Origin of the sequence: Poseidonocella pacifica (assembly GCF_900111875.1) — a bacterium.
In the GTDB taxonomy this organism is placed as follows: Bacteria; Pseudomonadota; Alphaproteobacteria; order Rhodobacterales; family Rhodobacteraceae; genus Poseidonocella; species Poseidonocella pacifica.
Window position 1 is genome coordinate 19,769 of the sequence record NZ_FOJU01000007.1, and the last position, 22,758, is coordinate 42,526.

A 22,758-nucleotide genomic window follows, 5' to 3' on the forward strand; every position below is an offset into this window, starting at 1 on the left:
GGAACAGGATTCGTGAGGACCAGCAGATGCGTGACCTGAAGATTCCGCAAGAGCGTCACCCTGAGAAGGCGCACCGCCCGGACAATGCCCAGCCGAAAAAGCCGGACTGGATTCGGGTGAAAGCCCCCTCGGGCAAAGGCTATTCGGAAACCCGTGCGATCATGCGCGAGCACAAGCTCGTCACGGTCTGTGAGGAAGCAGGCTGTCCCAATGCCGGCGAATGCTGGAGCCAAGGGCACGCGACGATGATGATCATGGGCGACATCTGCACGCGTGGATGTACCTTTTGCAACATTGCCACGGGTCGTCCCGATACGCTGGATGCGTTTGAGCCGGGCCGCGTTGCCGATGCGGTTCAAAAACTTGGGCTGAATCACGTTGTCATTACGTCTGTCGACCGCGACGATCTCGGCGATGGGGGCGCGGAGCATTTCGCCCAGACCATTCGCGCCGTACGCCATCGCAACCCCGACACGACGATTGAGATCCTCACGCCTGATTTTCTCAAGGCGGATGCAGGTGCGCTCGAAACCGTCGTGGCGGCGAAGCCGGATGTGTTCAACCACAACCTCGAAACCGTACCCGGCCTCTACCCCGAAGTCCGGCCCGGCGCGCGCTATTTCCACTCTCTGCGCCTGCTGCAACGGGTAAAGGAAATCGACCCCGGCATTTTCACGAAATCGGGCATCATGGTGGGCCTTGGCGAGGATCGGCAATCCGTCGTTCAGGTGATGGACGATATGCGTGCTGCGGATATCGATTTTCTCACCATCGGCCAATATCTCCAGCCGACACCGAAACACCATGCGGTTGATCGCTTCGTGCATCCCGATGAGTTCGCAGCTTATGAGAAGTCTGCCTACGGCAAGGGCTTCTTGATGGTTTCGGCCACGCCGCTTACCCGATCCTCATACCATGCAGGCGACGATTTCGCCCGGCTGAGGGATGCCCGAGAGCGGATGCTGGGCCGCGCCTGATCCGTCTCGGGGGCGGTTACTCCGCCGCTCGCAACTTTCCGCTCGGTGGTCCTGCATTCTCTTCCCAGAGGATTTCCGGAGCAGGTGTTCTGCGCGCTTGGCGGTCCAGCGCCCAATCCCGCGCCACGCGGCTTTGCCGGCCAAGGCCCGCACGGGCGAGGAAGGCCGCACCCCAAAACACGTAGCGCACGAACCAGATCCGCAGCGCCAGCATGGAGGGGGTGAAGACCAGCGTCAGCAATGTCGCGATGCCAAGCCCGAAGACCACCGCGGTAGCCAGTTGTTTCCACCAGAGCGACGTCGGGCTGTCGATTGAATAGCCGCCATCTCCGAAGTTGAGGGACAGGCCGAGCATCATCGGGGTCAGGCCCGCCATGGTCGTGATCGTTGTCAGAAGGACCGGGCGAATGCGATCCTCTGCCGTGCGCACGATGGCCTCAATGCGGGGCATGATGCGGGCATATTCCTGATAGGTGTCGATGAGCACGATGTTGTTGTTCACCACGATCCCCGCCAGAGCGACGATCCCCGTACCCGTCATGATGATGGAAAACGCCTGCCCCATCACCAGCATGCCAACGAGGCACCCCGCCGTCGAAAGCACCACGGCGAGCAGTACAAGAACCGCGTTGTAGAAACTGTTGAACTGCGCGAGCAGGATGATGAACATGAGGCCAAGCGCCCCGGCGAAGGCGCGCATGAGAAAGGCGCCGCTCTCGGCCTGTTCTTCCTGATCTCCGGTCCACTTGTAGGTGACGCCATTCGGAAGGCCGCCGTCCTCCAGCCACTCGGTCAGGACCGCGATCCGTTCGTTGGGGTTGATGATGCTACCGTCGGGATTCGTCAGGTTGGGGGCAACAGCGGCCTTCACGTCGAAATACCGCTTCTGATCCTCCCGCGCGATCTCGGCCAGCTTGGCGACCGGTTGGCGGGTCACGAAATTTGCAAGCGGGACAAGCCCGTCCGCGGTACGGACCTTGAGAGTGTCGAGGGTGCTGAGCAAGCGGTCTTCTTCGGGCAGGCGAACGCGGATCTCGATTTCTTCGTCAGAGCTGTCGACCCGCATCGTATCAAGCAGGATGCCGCGCGTGACCAGTTGGACCATGGCGCCCACGGTCGCGACATCCGCCCCATAGCGCCCAGCTTTTTCGACATCGACATCGATCTGCCAATCGATGCCGGGCAGGGGGAGCGTATCCTCTATCTGGACCAACCCCTCGGTCGCGGCGAACCTATCACGGGTGGCGAGCGTCGCGGCGAGCAACTGATCCCAATCGTCCCCGAGCAGGCGCAGGTGTACGGGCTTGCCGCTGGCCGGTCCGCGGGATTGCACGAGCATCTCAATCTCGACCCCGGGGATTTCTTCGAGCGCCTCGGTCAACTCATCCAGCACAACATCTCCGTCGAGGTCCGGGCGGTCGGCGCGTTCCTCCCAAGGGATCGTCTCCAGCTGGATCTGTCCGATCGTATCCTTTGGGGCTTCGGCTCCACCTGTGTTGGAGTTCAGCCCGCCTTCGCCCGAGAAAGAGAATGCGTTGAGAACGCCGGGGTGGGCTAGGACGATTTTCTCGGCCTGTTGAACTATGGCGTCCTTCTCGATGAGGGAAAGGTTGCCGCGCGCCCGGACATAAACAATGGCTTGTTCGGGTTCGCTCTCGACAAAGAATTCCACGCCCTTGCTGTTGTTCATATAGGTGAAAAGCACGGTTCCCACGAAAACGAAGGTGGCGCCGATGGTGACAAGCGGCATGACCGGGTTGCCCGCGATCCCGAGAATCAACCGGCCGAAGGGCGTTCTCCTGCGGCCTGCCTCGAGGCTCGCTGGCCGCTCGGGTATGATCGCGTGCCAGGCTTTGCGGACGAGGGCTCCGGTCCTGCGGAACACGGCGACCAGCCCGATCAGGAACCCGACCAATGACCCTATCGCCAACGCGGCCAGCGCTACGATCCCGGTGATGAGAACGAAAGCGAGCAAGAGCGTGGGGATGACCGAGTAGAGAATATCCGTGCCGTCCAGCCTGCCCATCAGCGCAACGAGGGCCGCACCGAGGGCGAGCGCTCCGAGTACACCGGCGGCCATTCCCAAGGCGGCCCCGATCAACAGGGTCAGATGCCACCGCTTGCGGCCTGCCGCGATCTGCATGGTACCCTGATCGAGCCAGCGTTCCGCACGGCCGAGCACGCCGCCCATTACCGGCAGATAGACCAGCGCCACAACCAGCGAGGCCGAAAGCACGAAAATGAGCGTGACGGGCAGCATTCCCATGAATTGCCCCGGCACACCGGGCCAGAAGAGCATGGGCAGGAAGGCGCACAGCGTCGTGGCGGTGGAGGAGACAATGGGCCAGAACATGCGCTTTGCCGCCTCGACATAGGCATGCATCGGCCCGGTCCCCTCGGCGATGCGCTTGTCGGCGTATTCGACGACGACAATTGCGCCATCAACCAGCATCCCCACAGCGAGGATCAGGCCAAACATCACGATGTTGGAAATCGAAATGCCCATGATGCCCAAGAGGACGAAGCACAGCAGGAAGGACGTCGGAATAGAGAAGCCGACAAGCAGCGAGGGCCGGATACCAAGCGCGGCGAGGACAACGAGCATCACCAGAATGATCGCTGTGAGGACCGACCCTTCGAGTTGGTTGACCATGGATTCAACCACCCGGCTTTGGTCATTCGACGTGCCGATTTCGACCGCGGCGCGAAGCTCTTCGGGCCAGTCGGCCTCCGCTTCTTCGACTTCCTGCCGAACTCTCGCGGCGGTATCTATGAGGTTGAAACCCTTGCGTTTGACAACTTGGAGCGCCACCGTCGGCTCCCCGTTGAACCGAGCGGTCCCGGTACGATCCTCGAACGTCAGGTTGATTGTCGCCAGATCGCCAAGGGTAACCACACGATCGCCATTGATCTTGACGGGTAGATTGTAGACGTCGCGCGGCTCGTCGAAGCTGGAGGGGATCTTGACGGAGAATGTCCCCTGCGCCGTGTCGACCTCACCCGCCGCAATGAGCTGGTTGTTGTTCTGGACGACCGAAATCAATTCCCCGGCAGTGACGTTGTAGCTTTCCAACCGGACCGGATCGATGATGACTTCGAGCATCTCGTCCCGGTTGCCGGAGATCCCCGCCTCAAGAACGGCATCCAATCCTTCGAGACGATCTTGCAGGTCGCGCGCGATACGCACCATTGTGCGTTCAGGCAGATCCCCTGTCAGACTGACGATGACGATTGGAAACTCGGAGAAGTTGATCTCGTTGATTGTGTACTTTTCCGCCCCGCTGGGGAAATTGGCCTCTGCGGTGTTCATCGCATCGCGCAGATCGGCCATCACCTTGGTCTTGTCCCAGCCGAACTCGAACTCCAGCGCGATGCCGGCGTAATTCTCGGCGGCCGTGGCACTCATGGTCTTGAGACCGTCGAGATCGGAGAGCTCGGTTTCCATCGGCTTCACGAGCAGCAGCTCGGAATCCTCGGCGGAGATCCCGGGGAAGGGAACGGAGACGAAAAGGGCGGGAATCTCGATGTCGGGCTCACCTTCCTTGGGAAGGGTGAGGTAGGCATAGGCCCCGATTGCAAGCGACAGGGCGATAAACGCGATGATCATCCGGGCGCGTGAAGCGGCCCAATCGACGATACCGGTCATCCCTCCGCTCCGCGATAGGTCGGCGCGACCGCGACACCGTCGATCACATATTCCTGCCCCAGCACGATCACATTGGCCTCATCGGGCAGGCCAGTCACCCAGATGCCCTCTGCGGTGTCGCGCTGTACTTCAACAGGAACGAAGCGCGCCGCCTGATCAGCGTCGACAATCCGCACACCCAGCGTCCCAGCGTCATTCAAGGTGAGCGAACTCTGGGGCAGGAGGTGTGCGCTGGCGCCCTCCGCGGCGATCAAGATCTCTGCGGTTTGCCCATCGCGCACCGAGAGATCTTCGTTGGGAACAGCGATTTCCACGCGGAAGGTTCGGGTCGCGGGGTCAGCGCTGCGCGAAATGAAAGTGACGGTGCCTTGCAGATCCCGCCCGCCCGCAAGACGTGCGCCGGCCTTCGCGCCGGTCTCTATCCGGTTGACCTCTGTCTCGGGAACGAACCCCACGAGTTTGATCGGGTCCAGTTGAATGACTGTTGCGCAAAGGCTGCCCGGCTGCATGAGCGCGCCAAGCTCCGCGGTGTCGGATTCAAGCAGGCCCCTGAAGGGGGCAGTGATGCGAAGGCGATCAAGTTCCTTCTTCGCGGCAGCGACGGCGGCTTGGGCGCCTTGGATGTTGGCCTTGGCGCTCTCCACTCCTGCCCGCGCGGATTCCAACCCCGATTGCGCGGTGGTAACGGTGGCTTGCGCGCTACGCACGGCGGCCTTTGTCGCGGCGACGCGCGTTTCCGAGGCAAACCCTTCGGTCACGAGCCGATTTGCGGCATTGGCGTTGATTTCCGCTTCTTCCAGCAGGGCGCTGGCCTCTTCTACTCGGGCTTCTGCTTCGGGAATGCGGGCTTCTGCCGTGGGGACCTGTGCGCGGGCTTCTGCAAGGCGTGCTTCGGCTTCCAGCAGGGAAACTTCACGGGTGCCCGCGTCGATTTCGCAAAGCAGGTCCCCGGCCTCGACGAATGCGCCCTTGCGCAGCGGCGTGGAGATGATCGGCCCCGATGTTTCGGCCTTAACATCTACCTCACGCGCGGCTTCGGTTTCGCCGCGCAATTGCACGGCGCTGTCGATCTCCTGCACGCTTGATGCGATCGCCACGACCTTTACGCGTTCGGGGGTTTCTTCCTCGGAAGCGCTTGAGGGCGTTTCCTCATCCGCTCCCGCTTCGAAAAGCGCGTAGAGCCAGTCACGTTCCATGATGAAAAGGTACAGTAATCCAGAGACCAAAAGGGCGATCAGGATCGAAAACGGTCTCATGCGGCTCTCCTTGGAGCGGCGGCGAAAATTGCCGCACCGGCGAACTAATGTTATGCGGCTTTACATAAGGGCCCCTCGGGTGGTTGCAAGAGACCTGCGGACCCTGCACCGGAACATGGGGACGAATTGCTTCACGATTAGACATTTCTGCCACAACCTGCAAGCGGAGCGGGCGCTCCGCGCAGGCTATTGGCACCGTGGGCCCACCGCGTTAAGACGGGCGCGGCCCGCAAATACAGGAGAGCCGCGTGAGCAACACCGATAGTTTCATCGACGAAGTGAGCGAAGAGGTCCGGCGCGATCGGCTCTATGGGTATCTCCGGCGTTACGGATGGGTCGCCGTTGTGGCGATCCTCGTGATCGTTGGGGGCGCGGCGTATAATGAATACCGCAAATCGCAGGCTGAGGCGCAGGCGCGCGAGCTTGGTGATGCGACCTTGACGGCAATGCAGGAAACGACACCCGCCGCGCGGGCCGCTGCGCTGCAAGAGATCGCGATTCCCGAAGACAGTGAGGCCCGTGCCGTCATCCGCTTGCTGGAGGCGACCGAGGCGAATGCTGCGGGCGATGCCGAAGCTGCGGCCGCGGCGCTCAACGACGTCGCCAATGATGACGACCTTCCGGCTATCTACCGCGATATCGCACGTTTCCGCGCGCTCACGCTTGAGGGGGCCGTAGACGACGCCGACCGCCGGATGGGGCTGGAGGCGCTCGCCGTTGCGGGAAATCCTCTTCGTGTTCTGGCTGAGGAGCAGATTGCCCTGATGGACCTCGCGCAGGGCGACACCGATGCCGCGCGTGATCGGTTCGCCGCCCTCATCGACGATGCGGAGGCGTCTGATGGCTTGCGCAACCGCGCCACGCAGGCAATTGTGGCGCTTGGGGGGCTGCCGGAAGAGGACAGTGCCGGAAGCGACAGTGAATGACGGAACGGGGCATGATGACAATCAAGGGTCAGGCACGTCTGAGCGGCGCACTTCTGTTGGTCGCGACGTTGGCCGCATGTGGGGGCGCACGCGATATCATACTCAGCGGCCCGCGTGAGCCGCTGCGCGCCGAAGGGGAGCGCCAGAGCGCGCCGGACGCGGTCAACCGCAGCGCGGCCATTTCCTTTGCTGCGCCAAGGGTAAATGCAAATTGGCCGCAGCTTGGCGGCTCTGCTGCCCATGTCATTGACCATCCTGCACTCGCGGCACAGCCCTCGCGGCTCTGGAGCACCAAGATCGGCGCGGGTGACAGCCGCCGGCGGCGGATCACTGCTGAGCCTGTCGTATCTGGCGGGCGGGTCTTTACCCTCGATGCTGGCGCGCAAGTCGCGGCGACGTCTACGGGCGGTGCGCCGCTCTGGACGGCCAACCTCACGCCCGCGGGCGAGGGGGAACACGCCTCTGGTGGGGGACTCGCCGTGGCGGGGGACACTCTCTATGTGACCACCGGGTTCGGGCGCCTCTCTGCGCTTGACGTGACCACCGGCGCCGTTCGGTGGCACCAGCAGCTGGACGCGAGCGCGTCCGGCGCGCCCACCGTTTCGGGGGATCTCGTCTATGTCGTGGGCAGGGATAACCGGGCTTGGGCGGTTGGAACCCGGACGGGCCGCGTGGAATGGACATTCGGTGGATCGCCCAGCGATCCCGCTTTAACCGGCGGGCCTGCGCCTGCGGTCTCTGGTGATCTGGTCGTCCTTCCCTTCTCCGGGGGTGAGCTTGTGGCCGCCTTCCGGCAGGGCGGGCTCCCGCGGTGGCAAGGAAGCGTTGCAGGTTCGCGCCCCGGTTTCGCCTCATCTTCGATCTCCGACATGGCCGGTGATCCGGTGATAGCCGACGGCCGCGTCTTTGCCGCAAACTATTCGGGCCGGATCGGTGCCTTCGCCCTCTCTGATGGTGAGCGTCTGTGGACTGCGCGCGATGGCGCTGCGGGACCAGTCGTTGCCGCCGGCGGATCGCTGTTCGTCGTGACCGATCAGAACAAGCTTGCGCGGTTCGATGCGGCCACTGGCGCGCGCATCTGGGCGGTCGACCTTCCGTTCTTCACCACTGAGCGAGAGCGGCGGCAGGTCGAGATCTATGCCCACTACGGTCCGGTTCTTGCCGGAGGGCGGATCTGGACCGCGTCTTCGGACGGGTTTCTGCGTGCCTTCGACCCCCGCTCAGGGGCGCTTGTGGGAAGTACCGAGATCCCCGGCGGGGCGAGCACTGCACCCATTGTCGCGGGCAATACCCTCTATGTCGTAGGCACTGGCGGTGATCTCCACGCTTTTCGTTGAGCGCGAAACCGTGTAGGCGGGGCCTTCGAATCCAATCGGAGCAAGGCGTATGTCCTTCACCTTGGCCATTGTAGGCCGCCCCAACGTCGGTAAATCGACGCTTTTCAACCGGCTTGTCGGCAAACGTCTTGCGTTGGTCGACGACCAGCCGGGCGTGACGCGCGACCTGCGAGAAGGGGCCGCGCATCTGGGTGACCTCGATTTCACGGTGATTGATACCGCCGGTCTCGAAGACGCCACGGACGAAAGCCTTGAGGGCCGGATGCGCCGCCTGACCGAGCGCGCCGTCGACATGGCCGACATCTGCCTGTTCATGGTCGATGCGCGCGCGGGCATCACGGCGACGGATCAACTCTTTGCCGAGATACTCCGCAAGCGGGCCAAACACGTTATCCTCGCCGCGAACAAGGGGGAGGGGAGCCGCGCGGATGATGGCGTAATGGAGGCCTATGGCTTGGGCCTCGGAGAACCAATCCGCCTTTCTGCTGAACATGGCGAGGGGATGACGGACCTCTATGCCATGCTGATGCCGCTTGCCGATGCGTTCGCCGAACAGGCCCCGAGCGAAGAGCCAGAGATCGACGTGACCGTCGACGAGGATGCCGAAGCGCCCCTCCGTGAACCGACAGACGAAAAACCGCTGCAAGTGGCTGTCATCGGTCGCCCCAACGCGGGTAAATCCACCCTGATCAACCGCATTCTGGGCGAGGACCGGCTTTTGACCGGGCCCGAAGCAGGCATCACCCGCGATGCAATTTCTCTGCGCATCGACTGGGAAGGGACTCCGTGCCGTATCTTTGACACGGCCGGGATGCGCCGCAAGGCCAAGGTACAGGACAAGCTGGAGAAACTCTCGGTTTCCGACGGCATAAGAGCCGTCAAGTTTGCCGAGGTCGTTGTGATCCTGCTTGATGCGGAAATCCCCTTTGAACAGCAGGATCTCCGGATCGCCGATCTGGCTGAGCGTGAAGGCCGCGCGGTTGTGGTGGCCGTCAACAAATGGGACTTGGAGACCGACAAACAGCATCGCCTCAAGGAACTGCGGGAGGATTTTGAGCGCCTGTTGCCACAACTCCGCGGCGCCCCTCTGGTCACGGTTTCGGCCAAGACCGGCAAGGGCATCGACAGGCTGCATGGGGCGATCCTGCGGGCCTATCGCGTCTGGAACGCCCGAGTGCCCACCGCGCAACTTAATCGCTGGTTAGGCGAAATGATCGAAGCGCACCCGCCCCCGGCTCCGCAAGGGCGCCGCATCAAGTTGCGCTATATGACCCAAGCCAAGACCCGGCCCCCTGGGTTTGTTGTCATGTGCAGCCATCCGGATCGGATTCCGGAGGCCTATTCGCGGTATCTCGTGAACGGTCTGCGCGAGCATTTCGATATGCCCGGCACTCCGATCCGGCTGACGATGCGGGGGCAGGGCAACCGCAACCCTTATAAGAACAAGCGCAAGGCTGGGCCGTCGAAACTGCGCAAGCATCTGGAGCCGAAGGGAAAACCGCGCGGTCGCGGTTGACACGAGCCTCCCCCCGGGGCTATCCCTTGTTCTTATTTCCGCAGGGGAAACCTGCATAAGTCCATTTTTTATGGAACGGGGGCATTGCCATGACGATCCGAGAGCTCTCGCGTACCTATGCGGTGCGCGACAACCGCAGGGCTATTTTCAGCCTCGTTCCGACCCTGATCCTGTTTTTCCTCGCCCTTGGGCTCGCCGCCGGGTTCCGCGATGTGCCGTGGATCTTGATCCCCGGAGTGATCCTGACAGCCATCAGCGGCGTACGCCTCTATATGCTCCAGCATGACTGCGGGCATGGCTCCTTCTTCACGACGCGCAAGCTGAACGACCGGGTCGGGCTGTTGCTTTCGCCGCTGACGCTGACCCCTTATCGTGCAGGGCGGATGAACCACAATCTGCACCATGCCCATATCGGCAATCTTGATGAGCGTGGGGCGTCTGAGATCTTCACCATGACTTTGGCGGAGTATGAGGCGGCGCCCCTTTGGCGCAAGCTGACGTACCGGCTCTACCGCTCTCCGTTCACACTCTTTCTCTTCGGGCCGACGCTGCTTTATCTTTTCCGCTATCGCTGGCCCCGCAACGCGCGGCAGGCGGGCGTGATGGACATCGTCGCGCACAACGCTCTGCTTGCTGTCTTTCTCGGCGGGCTTGTCATGCTGTTCGGATGGCAGGCCGTGCTCGTCTGGGGGGCGAGCCTGATCCTGGCCGCGTCCTTCGGTGCGCTGATCCCATACGTGCAGCACAATTTCGAAGAGGTCTACTGGGCCGAACCCGACGTCCGCGATTTTGAGACTGCGGCGCTCGAAGGCTCTGCCGTGATCGATTTTGGCCCTCTGTTTGATCTGGCGACCGCGAATATCGCCTATCACGACATGCACCACCTCAACGCCTCAATCCCGAGCTATCGGCTCAAGGAATGCCACCGCGCGCTTGAGGAGCGGCTTGATCCGGTCAAGGTATCACCCCGGGATGCTCTTCGCTGTTTCAGATGGAAGCTGTGGGATGAGGAGAGCCGCCGGATGATCGGATTCCCGCCTCTTTTGGGACGCACAAGGCCGGTGGCAACAGTCTGAACGACACGCTGCAAAAAGCCCTTGCAGTCACCCGCCACCTTGCGCTATTTCGGCGCCTGTCGGGTGATTAGCTCAGTTGGTAGAGCGCTTCGTTTACACCGAAGATGTCGGGAGTTCGAGCCTCTCATCACCCACCATTCACCGCCCCAGCATTGTCAGCCAGAATGTCACTGAAAGAAGTGATACGGCCGTTGCGATAAGCACCGACGATGCAGCGACGCGCTTGGCACGACCGTACATATTTGCGAAGACGAACGCGTTGATGCCGGGCGCCATGGCCGAGGTGATGATCGCGGAGCGGAACGCCTCAGTTGGGAGCGAGGCCGCCTTGCTGAACACCCAGACAAGCCCGGGGTGCACCAGCAGCGAAATCGCGCAAACCATGGCGATGGTCCGAAAATCGCCTTCGGGTTTGTATCGCACCAGCACCCCACCCAGCCCGAACAGCGCAGCAGGCAAGGCAGACCGTGCCATCAGGTCGACGGCATCGTTGATCGTGACGTGGATGGGAATGCCTGCGAGGTTGACGATAAGCCCAGCCATCACACCGATGATCAGCGCGTTGCGAAACATCGCGGAGAGAACTTTTGGCAGAAGGGCACCCGTTGTGCCGCTGCGCTTTGCCCGCGCGATTTCCATCGCGGTGATGCCGAGCGCGTAGCCAAAGGGCGAGTGGATCGCGATGATCGCATAGTTCCCGGCAAGCGCGTCCGTACCAAAGGCCCGCTCTGTGATCGGCACGCCGAGAAGCAGGCTGTTGGAAAACAGGGCACAGAATCCGATCGCCACGCAATCTTCCCAATCCCGTTTGAAAAAGATGCGCGCGCCGAACAAGCCGGCGAAGAAACATATGAGGGCGGCCAGATAGAAGGCCCCGAGCAGGCGCAGGTCAAAATGCTGGGTCAGATCAAGCCGGGAGATTGCCCGAAAGAGCAGGCAGGGAATGGCGAACTGTTGGGTGAAGGACATGAGACCCTGCACCGAATTGTCAGTGAATAGCCCCTTCCATGCTGTCACATATCCAAAGCCGATGAGCAGGAAGACCGGCAGGATGACTTCGATTAGAGCCTGCACGGCATGCCTCCTCGGCCAATCACTTCAAAGGTTCTCGTATGACCATTCCGTCATAGGCGGGCGTCACATGGGGCGGGGTCTCTGCCTCCACCGTGTCATAGTCCAGATCGATGTGCATATTGGTCAGCACAGCCTTGGCCGGTTTGGCCCGCGCGATCCATTCAAGGGTTTTGTCCAGATGTGCATGGGTTGGGTGAGGGGTTCGGCGAAGCGCATCGACGATCCAGCAGTCGAGCCCGTGCAAACGCCCCCAAGCATCATCAGGAATGTCAGAAACATCAGGTAGATACGCGGTATTGTTCATGCGAAACCCGAGGGCGTCAATGTTGCCGTGGGTCACGTGAAAGGGCGAGAGGGTGATGGCACCGCCCGCGCCTTGGACGCGCACATCACCGTCGATCATATGCATATCGAGGATAGGCGGGTAGTTGCTATTCTCCGGCTGAACAAACGCATATCCGAAGCTGGCATAGAGCCGCTCTTGCGTGGGGGTGTCTGCCCAGACCGAGAGCTTTTCCTGACGATTATAGACGATAACGCGCAGGTCATCGATCCCGTGAACGTGGTCGGCATGGGCATGGGTATAGACCACGCCATCCAGTGTGCCGATCCCGGCGTCCAGCAGTTGGGAGCGCAGATCAGGTGAAGTATCGATCAGAACGCGCGTGGTGCCCTCAACGCTCTCACGTTCAACCAGGAGGCTGCACCGGCGGCGGGCGTTCTTGGGGTTGCTCGGATCGCACGCGCCCCAATTCCCGCCAAGGCGGGGCACGCCCCCGGAGGATCCGCATCCCAGGATGGTGAAGCGAAGCTCTGACATCAGGCGGGGGCCCTCCAAGCGGCCGCCTTCCAGAAGAGCCGGTCGAAATTCTCCTGCGTCGCCGCGGCGAAGGCCTCATAGGACAGGTCAAAGACTTCTGCCCCGACCTTTGCAGTATGGGCAGTATAGGCGGGTTCGTTGCGTTTGCCGCGATGGGGCGGCGGCGCAAGATAGGGGCTATCGGTTTCGACCAGTACCCGATCAAGAGGGGCTGCGGCGAAAATGTCCCGCAACTCCTTGGATTTCGGGAAGGCTGCGATGCCGGACATGGAGAGGTAGAAGCCCAGATCGAGGGCTGTTTGCCCAAGCTCCGCGCTGGAGGAAAAACAGTGCATGACGCAGGAATACGCACCGTTCCGATGCTCTTCGCTCAGGATTTGTGCCATATCCTTGTCCGCCGCGCGCGCGTGGATGATGAGGGGAAGGCCCGTCTCTCGCGCCGCGGCGATATGCAGGCGCAAACTTTCCTTCTGCGCATCGGCACTTTCGATGGTGTAATGATAATCAAGCCCGGTTTCCCCGATCCCGACGAATTTGGGGTGCTGGGCGAGGGCGACAAGTTCATCGACCGTTGCCATGGGTTCGTCCGCGACGCTCATGGGATGCGTTCCGGCGGCGTAGAAAACCGGATCATGCGCCTCTGCGATCGCTCGTACCGCCGGTTCGTTCCGCAGCCGTGTGCAGATCGTCACCATGCGCGTGATGCCGGCCGCTTGTGCGCGGGCAATGACCTCGGCCCTTTCGTCGTCGAAATCAGGGAAATCGAGGTGGCAATGGCTGTCAGTGATTCGGGCGGTCATGCGGCTCCTGTCGCGTCTTCACTTGCGGTGCGTTGGAGTTTGAAAATCGTATCTAGCATGAGAGCAGCAGGGTCAAGGTTGACCGCCCGCCCATGGCGCAGTCTACCCCCGACATCCTGCGCCAGCGTGGCCCAGACGCGCGCGGAATGCGGATTGGGGCACAGCCGCGTGAAAACCGCGCCTTCGCCCGGGGCCGCTTCGGGGGAGGGAGGCGCACCCGTGGCTCCCGTTCGGGAAAGGCGGGACAGCAGAAGGTCGAGAAGTTCGATCAGCAGGTCCAGACGTTCCACATTTTGTGCGCCGGCCACGCTGTCGGCAAGTTTCATCGCGCGCGGACGATCAAGCCCAGGAAGACTTTCCAGCAGGCGGACGAGATCTGCGTAGCGCGCGATCCCCCCGAGATTGACGAGCCTGATCGCCGCGCCGACCGATCCTGCGGACAGCGCAGTGAGCGCCGGTGTCTCTTCTCCGGGATCAAGGCCGGCCTCTGTCAGCGCTGCGGACATGGCCCCGCTGTCGAGGGGCGAGAGGCGCAATTCGCGGCATCGGGACCGGAGTGTGGGGAGCAGGGCGCTCGGTTGATGGTTCACGAGTAGAAGGGTGGTTGCGGCGGGCGGCTCCTCAAGTTGCTTGAGAAGTGCGTTTGCGGCGGCGGTGTTCATCTCGTCCGCGGCATCCACGATGACGACCCGGTGTCCTCCGTCCGCGGCCGACAGGGAGAAGAAGGATTTCAGGCGCCGCACTTCATCCACGGTGATCACGGTCTTGAGGCGTTTTGCTTTTTCGTCATAGGCGCGCCGTAGCACGAAAAGTCTACTCTCGGCGCCCGCCCTCATCCGGCGCGCGACCGGGTCATCTTGGGGAACATCAAGGCTGGTTGGTGGTCCGAACAGCTCATCACCGGCGTTCTCACGTAGCAGAAAGCGCGCGATCCTCCACGCCAACGTGGCCTTGCCGATGCCGCGAGGGCCGGTCAGACGCCAGGCATGATGCAGCCGGCCCGCGGCGACGGACTCGAGGAATTGCGCTTCGGCCTGCTGATGTCCAAAAAGGCGCAATGTCTCTGCCGGATGAGCGGCCCCTTCGATCTGATCGGGGCGGGGAAGGTCTTCCCCCTCCTTCATGCTGATTGCGCCACAGCGGCAATGACGTCTCTTGCCACAGCATCTTCGCTCTGGTTGCCGTCGATAAGCCGTATGCGCTTGGGAAATTCCTCGGCGAGGGCGAGAAAGCCTGCGCGCATCTTTCGCTGAAGATCCAAGCCAAAATCCTCGAAGCGTTCTTCGGCTGTCTGCCGAGCCTTCGCGCGTGAAAGCGCCGCCTCGGGGTCCATGTCGATCAAGAGGGTGAGATCAGGCTCTACCCCGATCATCAAATCGTGCAGCGCATCGACCTTGCCGCGCAAATCTCCGCGGGAGAGCCCCTGATAAAGCCGGGTGCTATCAGCGAAACGGTCACAGATAACAGTTTGGCCCGCATCGAGAGCGGGCAGGATGAGCCGTTCGAGATGATCGCGGCGCGCCGCCGTAAACAGCAGGAGCTCTGTCTCCGCGGACCAGCGTGCCGGATCGCCTTGCAAGACGAGCGCACGAATTTCCTCCGCCCCGGCGCTGCCGCCGGGTTCGCGGGTCAAGATTGCATCTGATCCACCCTGACGGAGATAGTTATGAAGTCGGCGCGCTTGCGTCGACTTGCCCGATCCATCTATGCCCTCGAACGTGATGAAGCGCGCCGTCGCACTCACTGAGCGAGACCGGTTTGTTCGCTGGCGCGGTCGGTGATCTGTCGCATGACGACACGCGCGGCTGTTCTCACGCGCCCCGCGAACCCAGCCTGCGGCACCTCGGCATCGGCGACCAAGGGAACCCGCTTCTCCGGAAGGCCGTCTCGGGCGATGACCAACTCGGCGATCTGTTGTCCTGCTTCGATCGGGGCGGGAATAGGGCTTTGATAGACAATTTCGGCGCTCAGGTCCGTGTCGCCGACCACAGGCAGCAGCAAATTGAGATCTTCGCCGGTGACGAGGCCCACAGAACGCGACTGGCCCATCCAGACTTCTGCTTCGGCGAGGACGTCATCGCCGCTGGTCACGGTCCGGCGGGTAAATTGGCGAAAGGCCCAGTTGACGATCCGCTCTGCTTCTTCGGCACGTTGCGCTTCGGATTCCATTCCCGCCACGACAAAGACCACGCGGCGATCACCCTGTACGGCGGAGGCGACAAGCCCATAGCCTGCTTCCTCAGTATGGCCGGTTTTGAGACCATCCACGCCAATTCCGAGGCCGAGAAGCGGGTTGCGATTGCGGACATTGCGCGGTGCCCTTCCGTCAAAGGCGAATTCACGCTCCGCAAAGAGGGGGTAGAACTCGGGGAAATCCTCGATGATCTTTTCTGACAGGATGCCCAAATCCTTCATGCTCATAAGGTGCCCGACCTGCGGCCATCCGTTCGAGTTGGCGAAGTTGGATTGATCCATGCCCATCTCATGGGCGCGCTGTGTCATCAAACGGGCGAAGCCCCCTTCGGTGCCATCAGGCGACAGCGCCTCTGCGATAACCACGCAAGCGTCATTGCCCGACAAAACGATGATACCCCTTAGGAGGTCCTCAACCTTGACCCGGTCGGTCGTGTCGAGAAACATGGTCGAGCCGCCATAGCTCATGGCATGCTGGCTCACGGGGAGTACCTCGTCGAGGGTGAGGCGGCCATCACGGATCGCCTCGAAAGCCATGTAGAGGGTCATGAGCTTTGACATGGATGCCGGGGGCAGGGGCACTTCGGACTGCTTGGATAAAAGCACCGTGTCAGTTGTCAGATCGACAACATAGGCGGCGCTTGCGTTGGTCTCGAAGGCTCTCAGCGGGGAGGCAAAAAGCAGGGCGGCAGTAAGGGCTGCGGTCAGCACGCGGGTCATTCGGCTCTCCGGTCAGTCGGTGGCGACATAGGCGTCGAGGAACCCTGCCACGTGCACTTTGTCAAGCAGGGTGTCACGCTCGGCAATAGTCTGCGCAGGCCCGACCACCACTCGCCAGTATGTCGCGCCCTCGGCACCCTGTTCGCGTAAGATGGGCAGAATTCCTTCGCGGCGCAAGACGCCACCCGCCCGGCGGGCGTTTTCCTCAACCCCAAAGATACCCACTTGGATGAACGGTTTTTCGGGTCGCGCGGTCTCCGTCTTCTGCGGCAAGCTCATGGTCTCGGGCCGGGTGTCGCTTGGGCGAAGGGCTGTTACCCGAAGTTGCGCCGTGGTGCCGGCCGCGATCCCAAGCGCGCGCGCCGCATCGGAGGAAAGTTGCAAGGGCGGGCCGGGCAGATCTGTTGAACGTTGAAAAACCGCGCCAATCGTTGTGGCGCCGGTCACGGGATTCAGAATCTGGACGCGTTCGGGTTCACTCGCGCTGGCATGAGCGACCCAGATCCCGCCGACCGACGGGCGCCCATCCCAAAGGCCCGCGCCTTCCACGAAGAAGACGTCAGGCGCGAGGTCGTCCTCGGGCGCGGCCATGGTCGGGGCAGGGGCGCGATCCGCTGGCACCTCCGCTCGGTCAGGGAGGGGAATGCAGGCCGCCAAGCTCAGAAAGGTCGCGACGCCCACTACAGGCATTGTCCCAGTTTTCATGCAAATCCTCGCAATGCCTGATGTGCCGTCCTTGATGGGACCGATCTTGGCCTGCAGTCTAGGCACACAATCATAGATTGCAAACTACTGGCTTCTGGCGCTACGAAAGTTTTGCTCTCGGCCTGCTTTCAGAATCGCTGACAGCCGTTTATGCGTAGCCCCCGCTGGAGGAGTGGCAGAGTGGTCGAATGCACCGGTCTTGAAAACCGGCGTGCGTGAAAGCGTACCGTGGGTTCGAATCCCACCTCCTCCGCCATGAAGCTGCATTCCGGCAGCCACTGAGGTGGAATGCCCCAGGTTTTCCGCAATTTGACCATCGAAACCCCAACATCTGGTTCGAAACCACCCGCAGAGTATGTGGGGTAAAATGTGGGGTGCGATATGGACGGTTCCTTCTCTGGTCACGAGACACGCGGAAAGAGGTCGGGTCCTCATGTAGAAAAACGGCTCAACGCTGCATTCGTTCGGAAAGCCCCGCCGGGGCGACATACCGACGGCGGCGGTCTCTATCTTCAGGTTGACCCCTCCGGTGCGCGTCGTTGGCTGCTTCGGATCGTGGTTCGAGGTAAACGCAAAGATTTTGGGTTGGGCTCAGCAAACTTGGTGTCACTGGCCGAAGCGAGAGAAAAGGCTGTTGAGCTTCGGAAGTTTGCTCGTTCTGGCGGCAACCCTGCCATTCGGGAGCGAGCAGCCGAGGGTAAGGCGATGACTTTCGCTGAACTTGCTCACACGGTTCACAAACGCAAGTTTAAGGACAATACCAGCAACGGTAAGCATGTTGCTCAGTGGATCAATACACTCGAAACATACGCGTTTCCGATCTTGGGCAGTTTGTCCGTGGAGGACATTCAACAAGATGACCTGGAAGAGGTCCTTGATCCAATATGGACGACAAAACCGGAAACGGCGCGGCGCGTGCTTCAACGTATCAAGACTATTTTCGACCATGCATGTGGTAGGGGCCTTAGATCAAAGGGCAACCCAGCTACTGGGATGAGAGCATTGATGCGAGAGCAGAGAGTTGAACCGAAACATTTCGCCGCTGTATCATTTATGGACATCAACGATTTGGTCCCAAGCCTCGACAAATCGAACGATGTTGGCGCATTAGCCTTATTGTTCACCATCCTTACAGCAATGCGGTCTGGACCAATCCGCGCGGCGCGTTGGTCTGAGTTTGACCCAGCTCTGGAGAAATGGACCATCCCAGCCGACAAAATGAAGACGAGAAAGGAGTTTGTCGTTCCTATTTCAATGGCTGCCCGAACCATACTTCAACGCGCTAAGGAGCATCGCGCGAAAGCCAGTGATCTGGTTTTCCCTTCACCCTCGAATCCGTCGCGTATGCTCAGTGATGCGACTATGCGAAAGCTGCTGCAATCGAAGTATCCAGGCGCGACAGTTCACGGGATGCGCACAACTTTTCGGACATGGGCGGCAGAAGTCGTCCGCGCAGATCATGATGTCGCAGAGCTTTGTCTTGCGCACAGGGTAGGGTCGCGCGTGGCGCAAATTTATAACCAGGCCGAACTTCTCGATCATAGGCTCATGCTCATGGAGAAATGGGGCTTTTGGGTATACGCAGATCTTGAACCGTTTTCGAATGGTAATGATGTTGATGCAATCATCCGAGGTCGATGGATCGAACCTCCTTGAAGTGGAGTCGCAAGGGGTGTTCGCATTCCATGTTGATGAGCTTCGGTATGAATACTTTACGCCCCGGACCGAAGGGCGCACCGATCCTTAGGTGGACATGTCTAAGCTGTTCTGTCGGGACATGAGCTTGTCAGAAAGCGCTGCAATTTGCGTCGATTTCTCAGGCCCATCGTCAAGCATTGAAGTGCTCAACACTGCGGCGTAAGCCGACTGGCTCGCAAGTAGGCGGTCATATAGTCGGTTCACTTGGTTTGTTGTCTTTGAGTAAAGTGAAAAGAATAACGCCGATATTCCTTCAGTCATCAGCCCAACCACTGCTCCAAGGTATGAAGCCGAAAGACCTTCAATGCCTGCGATCTGAAAGTATATTGCGAAACCTACGGAGACGCAGATTATGAAGAAGCCCACCCCAGCAGAGAACATACATATCTTGAAAGACTGCTGCGCGTGCAGTCTGGCCTCCGCAATGAATTCATCCATGCTGGCAAACGAAATGAGGTTCATGAGCTTGAAGATCTCTTCTCCAGACGCTTGTTCAAGCTTTTCTAAGTAGTTTCTTTTCTCAGCTCTTGCTTCGTCCCACTCACTTTTGTTTTGCCGAATTATTTCAGCGGTCAATTCAGTGATCCCGGCCATTGGGAAAAGAAATTGAGTAACAAGTGACATGCCTGTCTCCTAAAGTTCGATGTTCCAAAATTTTGCATGAACGGCACCCATAAGTAGGCTCAAGTCAAGCAGATTCCGGTATCAGCTATCTACTCTGTTGCATGGCAGATCTACGCGATATTCGGCACCCATCGCAGTATCAAGGTTCGAGAACCTATGGTCACGTCCGCACCTGTGCGTCACATTTGCTCTCACGCTTACGGCTGCACGAGATCTTAGTTCTGTTTGCCTCTGCTACCCTGCTATTCGTGAGGTTTCGGGATCGCATGCTAAGGGTTGAAAGCCGCGACCGAAGGGTGTCGCGTAGAAAAATCAGTTCCAGAAAAACGCGCTTGATAGGGCGATGCCTGTGGCGAGGCCGATTGCGGCGCTCCAGGTCGAAGGTAGGGGGTGTCTCTGCTGTCTGGGGGTATTGGCCGCCCGAAACGCCTGAAGGGACTGGAGGATGGCCTCCAGCGACCCAAGGCGGACTTCTATCGCATTTATCGCCTTCTCTACGCTGGCCAACTGCTTCTCCCGTGCTTTCAGTATCTGCAAGGTTTCCGCGACGCCTCCCACCGTCCTCTCCCCATGGCGGGCAGCTGCCGTTGCTTTGGAGCGAACCGCCTTCATTTCCGCTTCCCAGTTGAATGTCATTTTTAGCTCTCCTTTTCAGTTGGTTGATTTCAGTAATTATGTGATTGGCGTCTGCTCTGGTGCGTCCAGCGTCGACATGCCGCCATTCGTCTTTTGATTGAACCAAGCCTCCGCGCGCGGCGATCGCGCGCGACGCTGGTCCCTCGTGGATTTGCGGAATCTGGTCCACGCCGCGATCCGCGAATGAAAGAGGTGAGACGACGCTTTCTGCTCCGAAGCCCCACTGGCGCATCATTTCGTTGTGGATACCCGCCCAAAGCTTCGCTTTTTCCTCAAGTGCGTTTTTTCGAGACATTCCCAAGAGGCTACGAGGTCGTCCCCGCCCGCCGGATCTTTCATGATGGTCGAATGCTACAAGGTGAAAGTGCGGGTTCCGGGTGTCGTTACCGGCTTTGTCGTGGATAGCCAGAATGAAACCTGCTTTGCCCTGTGTGAGTTTCTCGGCGAAAATGAGCGCCAGTGCTTCCCGTTGAGCTGGAGAAGCTTCAACAGGGAGGGCGATAATGAATCGCTCACAGACTCGTCCACGCCGCTTTATAGCTGCGCGCTCTACCGCTGCGGATTGTTCGGCATCGCTGCTGTATTCAATCCGTCCCCGAAGGACGATGCGGGCCGCTGATGCTCGCGTTATATAGCGCAGATGGGCTTCAGTCTGTCCCGCTTTTGCTGCACGGCCTGCGCTTTCACATTTAGGCGAAAAGGTTTTGACCGAATGTCGGAATGAGAAAAGTGCCATTGCTGTGCCGTTTTTGAGTGGGGGATAAAATGCCTATTTTATCCGATGTGCGCCTTCAAAACGGGATATAGGAACATGACTGATCTTTCCGAAATCGACAAATCCAAGTTGAGAATCTTGTGTCTGATCCTACAGCATTGCTGCCGGTATCGCCTTCTCGACAAGAAAGCTGCGGACGTTCGGACTGCGCATAAACTGACAGTGGTAAGCGGACTGTTGGATCTCTTCGAAAGTGAGTTGGAGCGACTGGGTTCCGACGGCGGAGATGACGCTATCGCTGGGTTCGAGTGTTCCGGGGGAAAAGCGCGAACACGGAAACAGTCTGTTGATTTTGGTAAGAACCCATCGTGAACCAATATCCAGTTCATACCTACAATATGAAAGGACAAGGTATGAACAAGATACTGACACAGAACGATTTATTACCAATCAAGGGATTATTAGAGGGCGGTGATTGCGCTGTTCAGTCTTTGGCGACAGTGCGAGATTGGCAGGCGGAGCCAATCGCGCTGGGGGGAGCGTCCGGTTGCACTGACGATTTTCCGCTACACGCTCTTGGCTGCAAAGGTAGCAAGGCTGCTGCTGCTATCCGTGAAAGTTCGCAGGCGCCAAGGGGGCTATGCGGTCAGGCGGTTCTTTGTGCGATGAGCACGTCGGTTAGTTCATGGGGGCAGGTCGAAGCGATCCATGGAAACGCGACACCAATGGCGCTCTTCTTGATCACTGTAGCTCAAAGTGGAGAGCGAAAAACGGCCGTGGATGGAGCCGCGCAACTTGGCATAAAGGCTTTCGAGAAGCAGTTAGAGAAAACCCTTCAGGAGCGGCGATCTCTTGATCGAGATAGTAAGGAAACCCAATGCGGGGATGAGGCAGTTTCAGAGATCGTCGTAGGGGACCCCACATACGAAGGCTTACTCGGAAACATGGCGCGTGGGCCAGGCGTCGCATGCCTGTCAAACGACGACGCAGCCGGGTTCTTCGGCGGACATTCGATGGGGCGGGATCAACGTCAGAAAACTATCGCCGGTCTCTCGCAGATTTGGAGCGGAAGCGACATCAAGCGACCGCGAGCGCATGGGCGTGATACCTCGGTTTCCGGTGTGCCACTGACCATGTCGTTGATGTTTCAACCCTACCTTATCGGCCAGGTCTATGGAGACAGAGAAATGGTAGAGCAGGGGATCTTGCCTCGCGTGCTACCTTGCTTCCCGAAATCGACAATGGGGACCCGCTTTTTTAAGGCGTCTGCCCGCGAAGCTCAGGAGGTGGTGCGAAGCTTCGCCGAGAGCGTTCTTGCGACGCTTCACGAGGTTCGGGCTCTGAAGGCGCTGCGAGTGCCTGTAGAGGACCCTTTTGCCCCACCGTGCGCGGTCCTGCCCCTTTCACAGAGCGCGCGAAGGGTGTTAGTTGATTTTTACAATGAAATCGAAGCCGAACTCGGTGATGGCGGTAAGTTCGAAAAAACGAGAGGCTTTGCCAGTCGTTCGATTGAGAACGCCACGCGGATCGCGGCAGTAGTGACGCTTTTTGATGATACCGGAGCAGCTGAAGTTACAGAAGCCGCTGCGCGCTCATCTTGCGATCTCATGCGCTTCTATCTTGCCGAGTTTTCGGCGCTACTGCGGCTGGGACGGTCGGAAAGAGATGATAGCGAGGCCGGACAACTTGGTGCTTGGCTGGCAGGTCGATATGGAGCGGGCGGCTACGGTCACGATAAAGATATATCACAGTTCGGCCCCCCAGCTTTCAGAAAGAAGGCAGATCGGCAGGTCGCGTTACAGCGTTTGGTGTCACAGCACTGGATCAGGATGTTGCCGCCAGGGGCGGTCGTTGACGGAACGAAGCGGGCCGAAGCATTTCAAGTGCATCCAAACATAGATCGCGTTTTGTAGGCTGCGCGGCACCAGAGATTTGCCCCGCCCAACCGGCGGGGCGGGTCCAGCCGAGTAGCAGATTAGCAACATGAAGATGGTTGGCGTGAAGGCGGTGTGAATAGATACTGAATAATTTTCTTGAAA

At 60.0% G+C, this 22,758-nt stretch carries 19 protein-coding genes, 2 tRNA genes and 1 pseudogene; 10 read left to right on the top strand and 12 right to left on the bottom strand.

Annotation, left to right across the window (positions count from 1 at the left end; translation table 11 throughout):
• Nucleotides 1-26: 26 nt before the first annotated feature.
• Nucleotides 27-977 (top strand): lipoyl synthase, encoded by a 951-nt coding sequence (lipA, locus tag BM234_RS16105; protein ID WP_092066818.1) that lies wholly within the window; start codon nucleotides 27-29, stop codon nucleotides 975-977.
• Nucleotides 978-993: 16 nt separating this feature from the next.
• On the opposite strand, the gene BM234_RS16110 is transcribed toward lipA, so the two are convergent.
• Together BM234_RS16110 and BM234_RS16115 are read right to left on the bottom strand one after the other, a co-directional pair.
• A complete protein-coding gene (locus tag BM234_RS16110; protein WP_092066819.1) occupies nucleotides 994-4,623 on the bottom strand; it encodes an efflux RND transporter permease subunit in 3,630 nt (1,209 codons plus the stop codon).
• Nucleotides 4,620-5,879 (bottom strand): efflux RND transporter periplasmic adaptor subunit, encoded by a 1,260-nt coding sequence (locus tag BM234_RS16115; RefSeq protein ID WP_092066820.1) that lies wholly within the window; start codon nucleotides 5,877-5,879, stop codon nucleotides 4,620-4,622. The genes BM234_RS16110 and BM234_RS16115 overlap by 4 nt, the downstream gene beginning before the upstream one ends.
• 248 nt (nucleotides 5,880-6,127) lie before the next feature.
• Here BM234_RS16115 and BM234_RS16120 point away from each other — a divergent pair, with 248 nt between their 5' ends.
• The 5 genes from BM234_RS16120 (at nucleotide 6,128) to BM234_RS16140 (ending at nucleotide 10,871) form a co-directional block, all read left to right on the top strand.
• Complete coding sequence (locus tag BM234_RS16120) at nucleotides 6,128-6,805, top strand: tetratricopeptide repeat protein (RefSeq protein WP_092066821.1); 678 nt, start codon at nucleotides 6,128-6,130, stop codon at nucleotides 6,803-6,805.
• Between the two features lie 11 nt (nucleotides 6,806-6,816).
• On the top strand, nucleotides 6,817-8,142 hold the full coding sequence (locus BM234_RS16125; RefSeq protein ID WP_092066867.1) for an outer membrane protein assembly factor BamB family protein: 1,326 nt from the start codon (nucleotides 6,817-6,819) through the stop codon (nucleotides 8,140-8,142).
• Nucleotides 8,143-8,191: 49 nt separating this feature from the next.
• Nucleotides 8,192-9,658, top strand: a complete 1,467-nt coding sequence (gene der / locus BM234_RS16130; protein WP_092066822.1) for a ribosome biogenesis GTPase Der — start codon at nucleotides 8,192-8,194, stop codon at nucleotides 9,656-9,658.
• An 89-nt stretch (nucleotides 9,659-9,747) separates the two neighbouring features.
• On the top strand, nucleotides 9,748-10,734 hold the full coding sequence (locus tag BM234_RS16135; RefSeq protein ID WP_092066823.1) for a fatty acid desaturase: 987 nt from the start codon (nucleotides 9,748-9,750) through the stop codon (nucleotides 10,732-10,734).
• A gap of 61 nt (nucleotides 10,735-10,795) precedes the next feature.
• Nucleotides 10,796-10,871, top strand: a tRNA-Val gene (locus BM234_RS16140).
• Nucleotide 10,872: 1 nt separating this feature from the next.
• Here the strand turns inward: BM234_RS16140 and BM234_RS16145 are convergent.
• The 7 genes from BM234_RS16145 to BM234_RS16175 are packed head-to-tail and all read right to left on the bottom strand — an operon-like array spanning nucleotide 10,873 to nucleotide 17,046.
• The gene (locus tag BM234_RS16145) at nucleotides 10,873-11,808 is read right to left on the bottom strand and encodes an AEC family transporter (RefSeq protein WP_092066824.1); all 936 of its coding nucleotides are present in this window, start codon (nucleotides 11,806-11,808) and stop codon (nucleotides 10,873-10,875) included.
• Nucleotides 11,809-11,827: 19 nt separating this feature from the next.
• Nucleotides 11,828-12,628: an MBL fold metallo-hydrolase gene (locus tag BM234_RS16150; protein ID WP_092066868.1), complete on the bottom strand. Its 801-nt coding sequence runs from the start codon at nucleotides 12,626-12,628 to the stop codon at nucleotides 11,828-11,830.
• Entirely contained in the window at nucleotides 12,628-13,428 is an 801-nt protein-coding gene (locus BM234_RS16155; protein WP_092066825.1) for a TatD family hydrolase, read from the bottom strand. Before BM234_RS16155 ends, BM234_RS16150 begins: the two co-directional genes overlap by 1 nt.
• Nucleotides 13,425-14,552 carry a DNA polymerase III subunit delta' gene (locus BM234_RS16160; RefSeq protein WP_092066826.1) on the bottom strand — a complete coding sequence of 376 codons (1,128 nt, stop codon included), beginning with the start codon at nucleotides 14,550-14,552 and terminating at the stop codon, nucleotides 13,425-13,427. The genes BM234_RS16155 and BM234_RS16160 overlap by 4 nt, the downstream gene beginning before the upstream one ends.
• Nucleotides 14,549-15,172: a dTMP kinase gene (gene tmk / locus BM234_RS16165; protein WP_092066827.1), complete on the bottom strand. Its 624-nt coding sequence runs from the start codon at nucleotides 15,170-15,172 to the stop codon at nucleotides 14,549-14,551. Before tmk ends, BM234_RS16160 begins: the two co-directional genes overlap by 4 nt.
• A complete protein-coding gene (locus BM234_RS16170; RefSeq protein WP_092066828.1) occupies nucleotides 15,169-16,341 on the bottom strand; it encodes a D-alanyl-D-alanine carboxypeptidase family protein in 1,173 nt (390 codons plus the stop codon). The genes tmk and BM234_RS16170 overlap by 4 nt, the downstream gene beginning before the upstream one ends.
• A gap of 12 nt (nucleotides 16,342-16,353) precedes the next feature.
• The gene (locus BM234_RS16175; protein WP_092066829.1) at nucleotides 16,354-17,046 is read right to left on the bottom strand and encodes an SPOR domain-containing protein; all 693 of its coding nucleotides are present in this window, start codon (nucleotides 17,044-17,046) and stop codon (nucleotides 16,354-16,356) included.
• 166 nt (nucleotides 17,047-17,212) lie between these two features.
• Between BM234_RS16175 and BM234_RS16180 the strand changes: the two genes are divergently transcribed.
• Together BM234_RS16180 and BM234_RS16185 are read left to right on the top strand one after the other, a co-directional pair.
• Nucleotides 17,213-17,302: transfer RNA gene (locus BM234_RS16180), tRNA-Ser, on the top strand.
• A gap of 125 nt (nucleotides 17,303-17,427) precedes the next feature.
• Nucleotides 17,428-18,702, top strand: coding sequence for a tyrosine-type recombinase/integrase (locus BM234_RS16185; protein WP_092066830.1), 1,275 nt, complete (start codon nucleotides 17,428-17,430; stop codon nucleotides 18,700-18,702).
• 87 nt (nucleotides 18,703-18,789) lie between these two features.
• On the opposite strand, the gene BM234_RS16190 is transcribed toward BM234_RS16185, so the two are convergent.
• The 3 genes and pseudogenes from BM234_RS16190 to BM234_RS17875 form a co-directional block, all read right to left on the bottom strand.
• On the bottom strand, nucleotides 18,790-19,368 hold the full coding sequence (locus BM234_RS16190) for a TRADD-N-associated membrane domain-containing protein (RefSeq protein WP_092066831.1): 579 nt from the start codon (nucleotides 19,366-19,368) through the stop codon (nucleotides 18,790-18,792).
• Nucleotides 19,369-19,680: 312 nt separating this feature from the next.
• Nucleotides 19,681-20,004 carry a hypothetical protein gene (locus BM234_RS17690; protein WP_092066832.1) on the bottom strand — a complete coding sequence of 108 codons (324 nt, stop codon included), beginning with the start codon at nucleotides 20,002-20,004 and terminating at the stop codon, nucleotides 19,681-19,683.
• A 175-nt stretch (nucleotides 20,005-20,179) separates the two neighbouring features.
• A pseudogene (locus tag BM234_RS17875) lies at nucleotides 20,180-20,740 on the bottom strand (MobA/MobL family protein); the annotation flags it as partial.
• A 75-nt stretch (nucleotides 20,741-20,815) separates the two neighbouring features.
• On the opposite strand from BM234_RS17875, the gene BM234_RS16205 reads away from it, so the two are divergent.
• On the top strand, nucleotides 20,816-21,091 hold the full coding sequence (locus BM234_RS16205) for a hypothetical protein (RefSeq protein WP_092066834.1): 276 nt from the start codon (nucleotides 20,816-20,818) through the stop codon (nucleotides 21,089-21,091).
• Between the two features lie 41 nt (nucleotides 21,092-21,132).
• Nucleotides 21,133-22,632 (top strand): DUF3987 domain-containing protein, encoded by a 1,500-nt coding sequence (locus tag BM234_RS16210; RefSeq protein ID WP_175501299.1) that lies wholly within the window; start codon nucleotides 21,133-21,135, stop codon nucleotides 22,630-22,632.
• The last annotated feature ends 126 nt before the right edge of the window (nucleotides 22,633-22,758 follow it).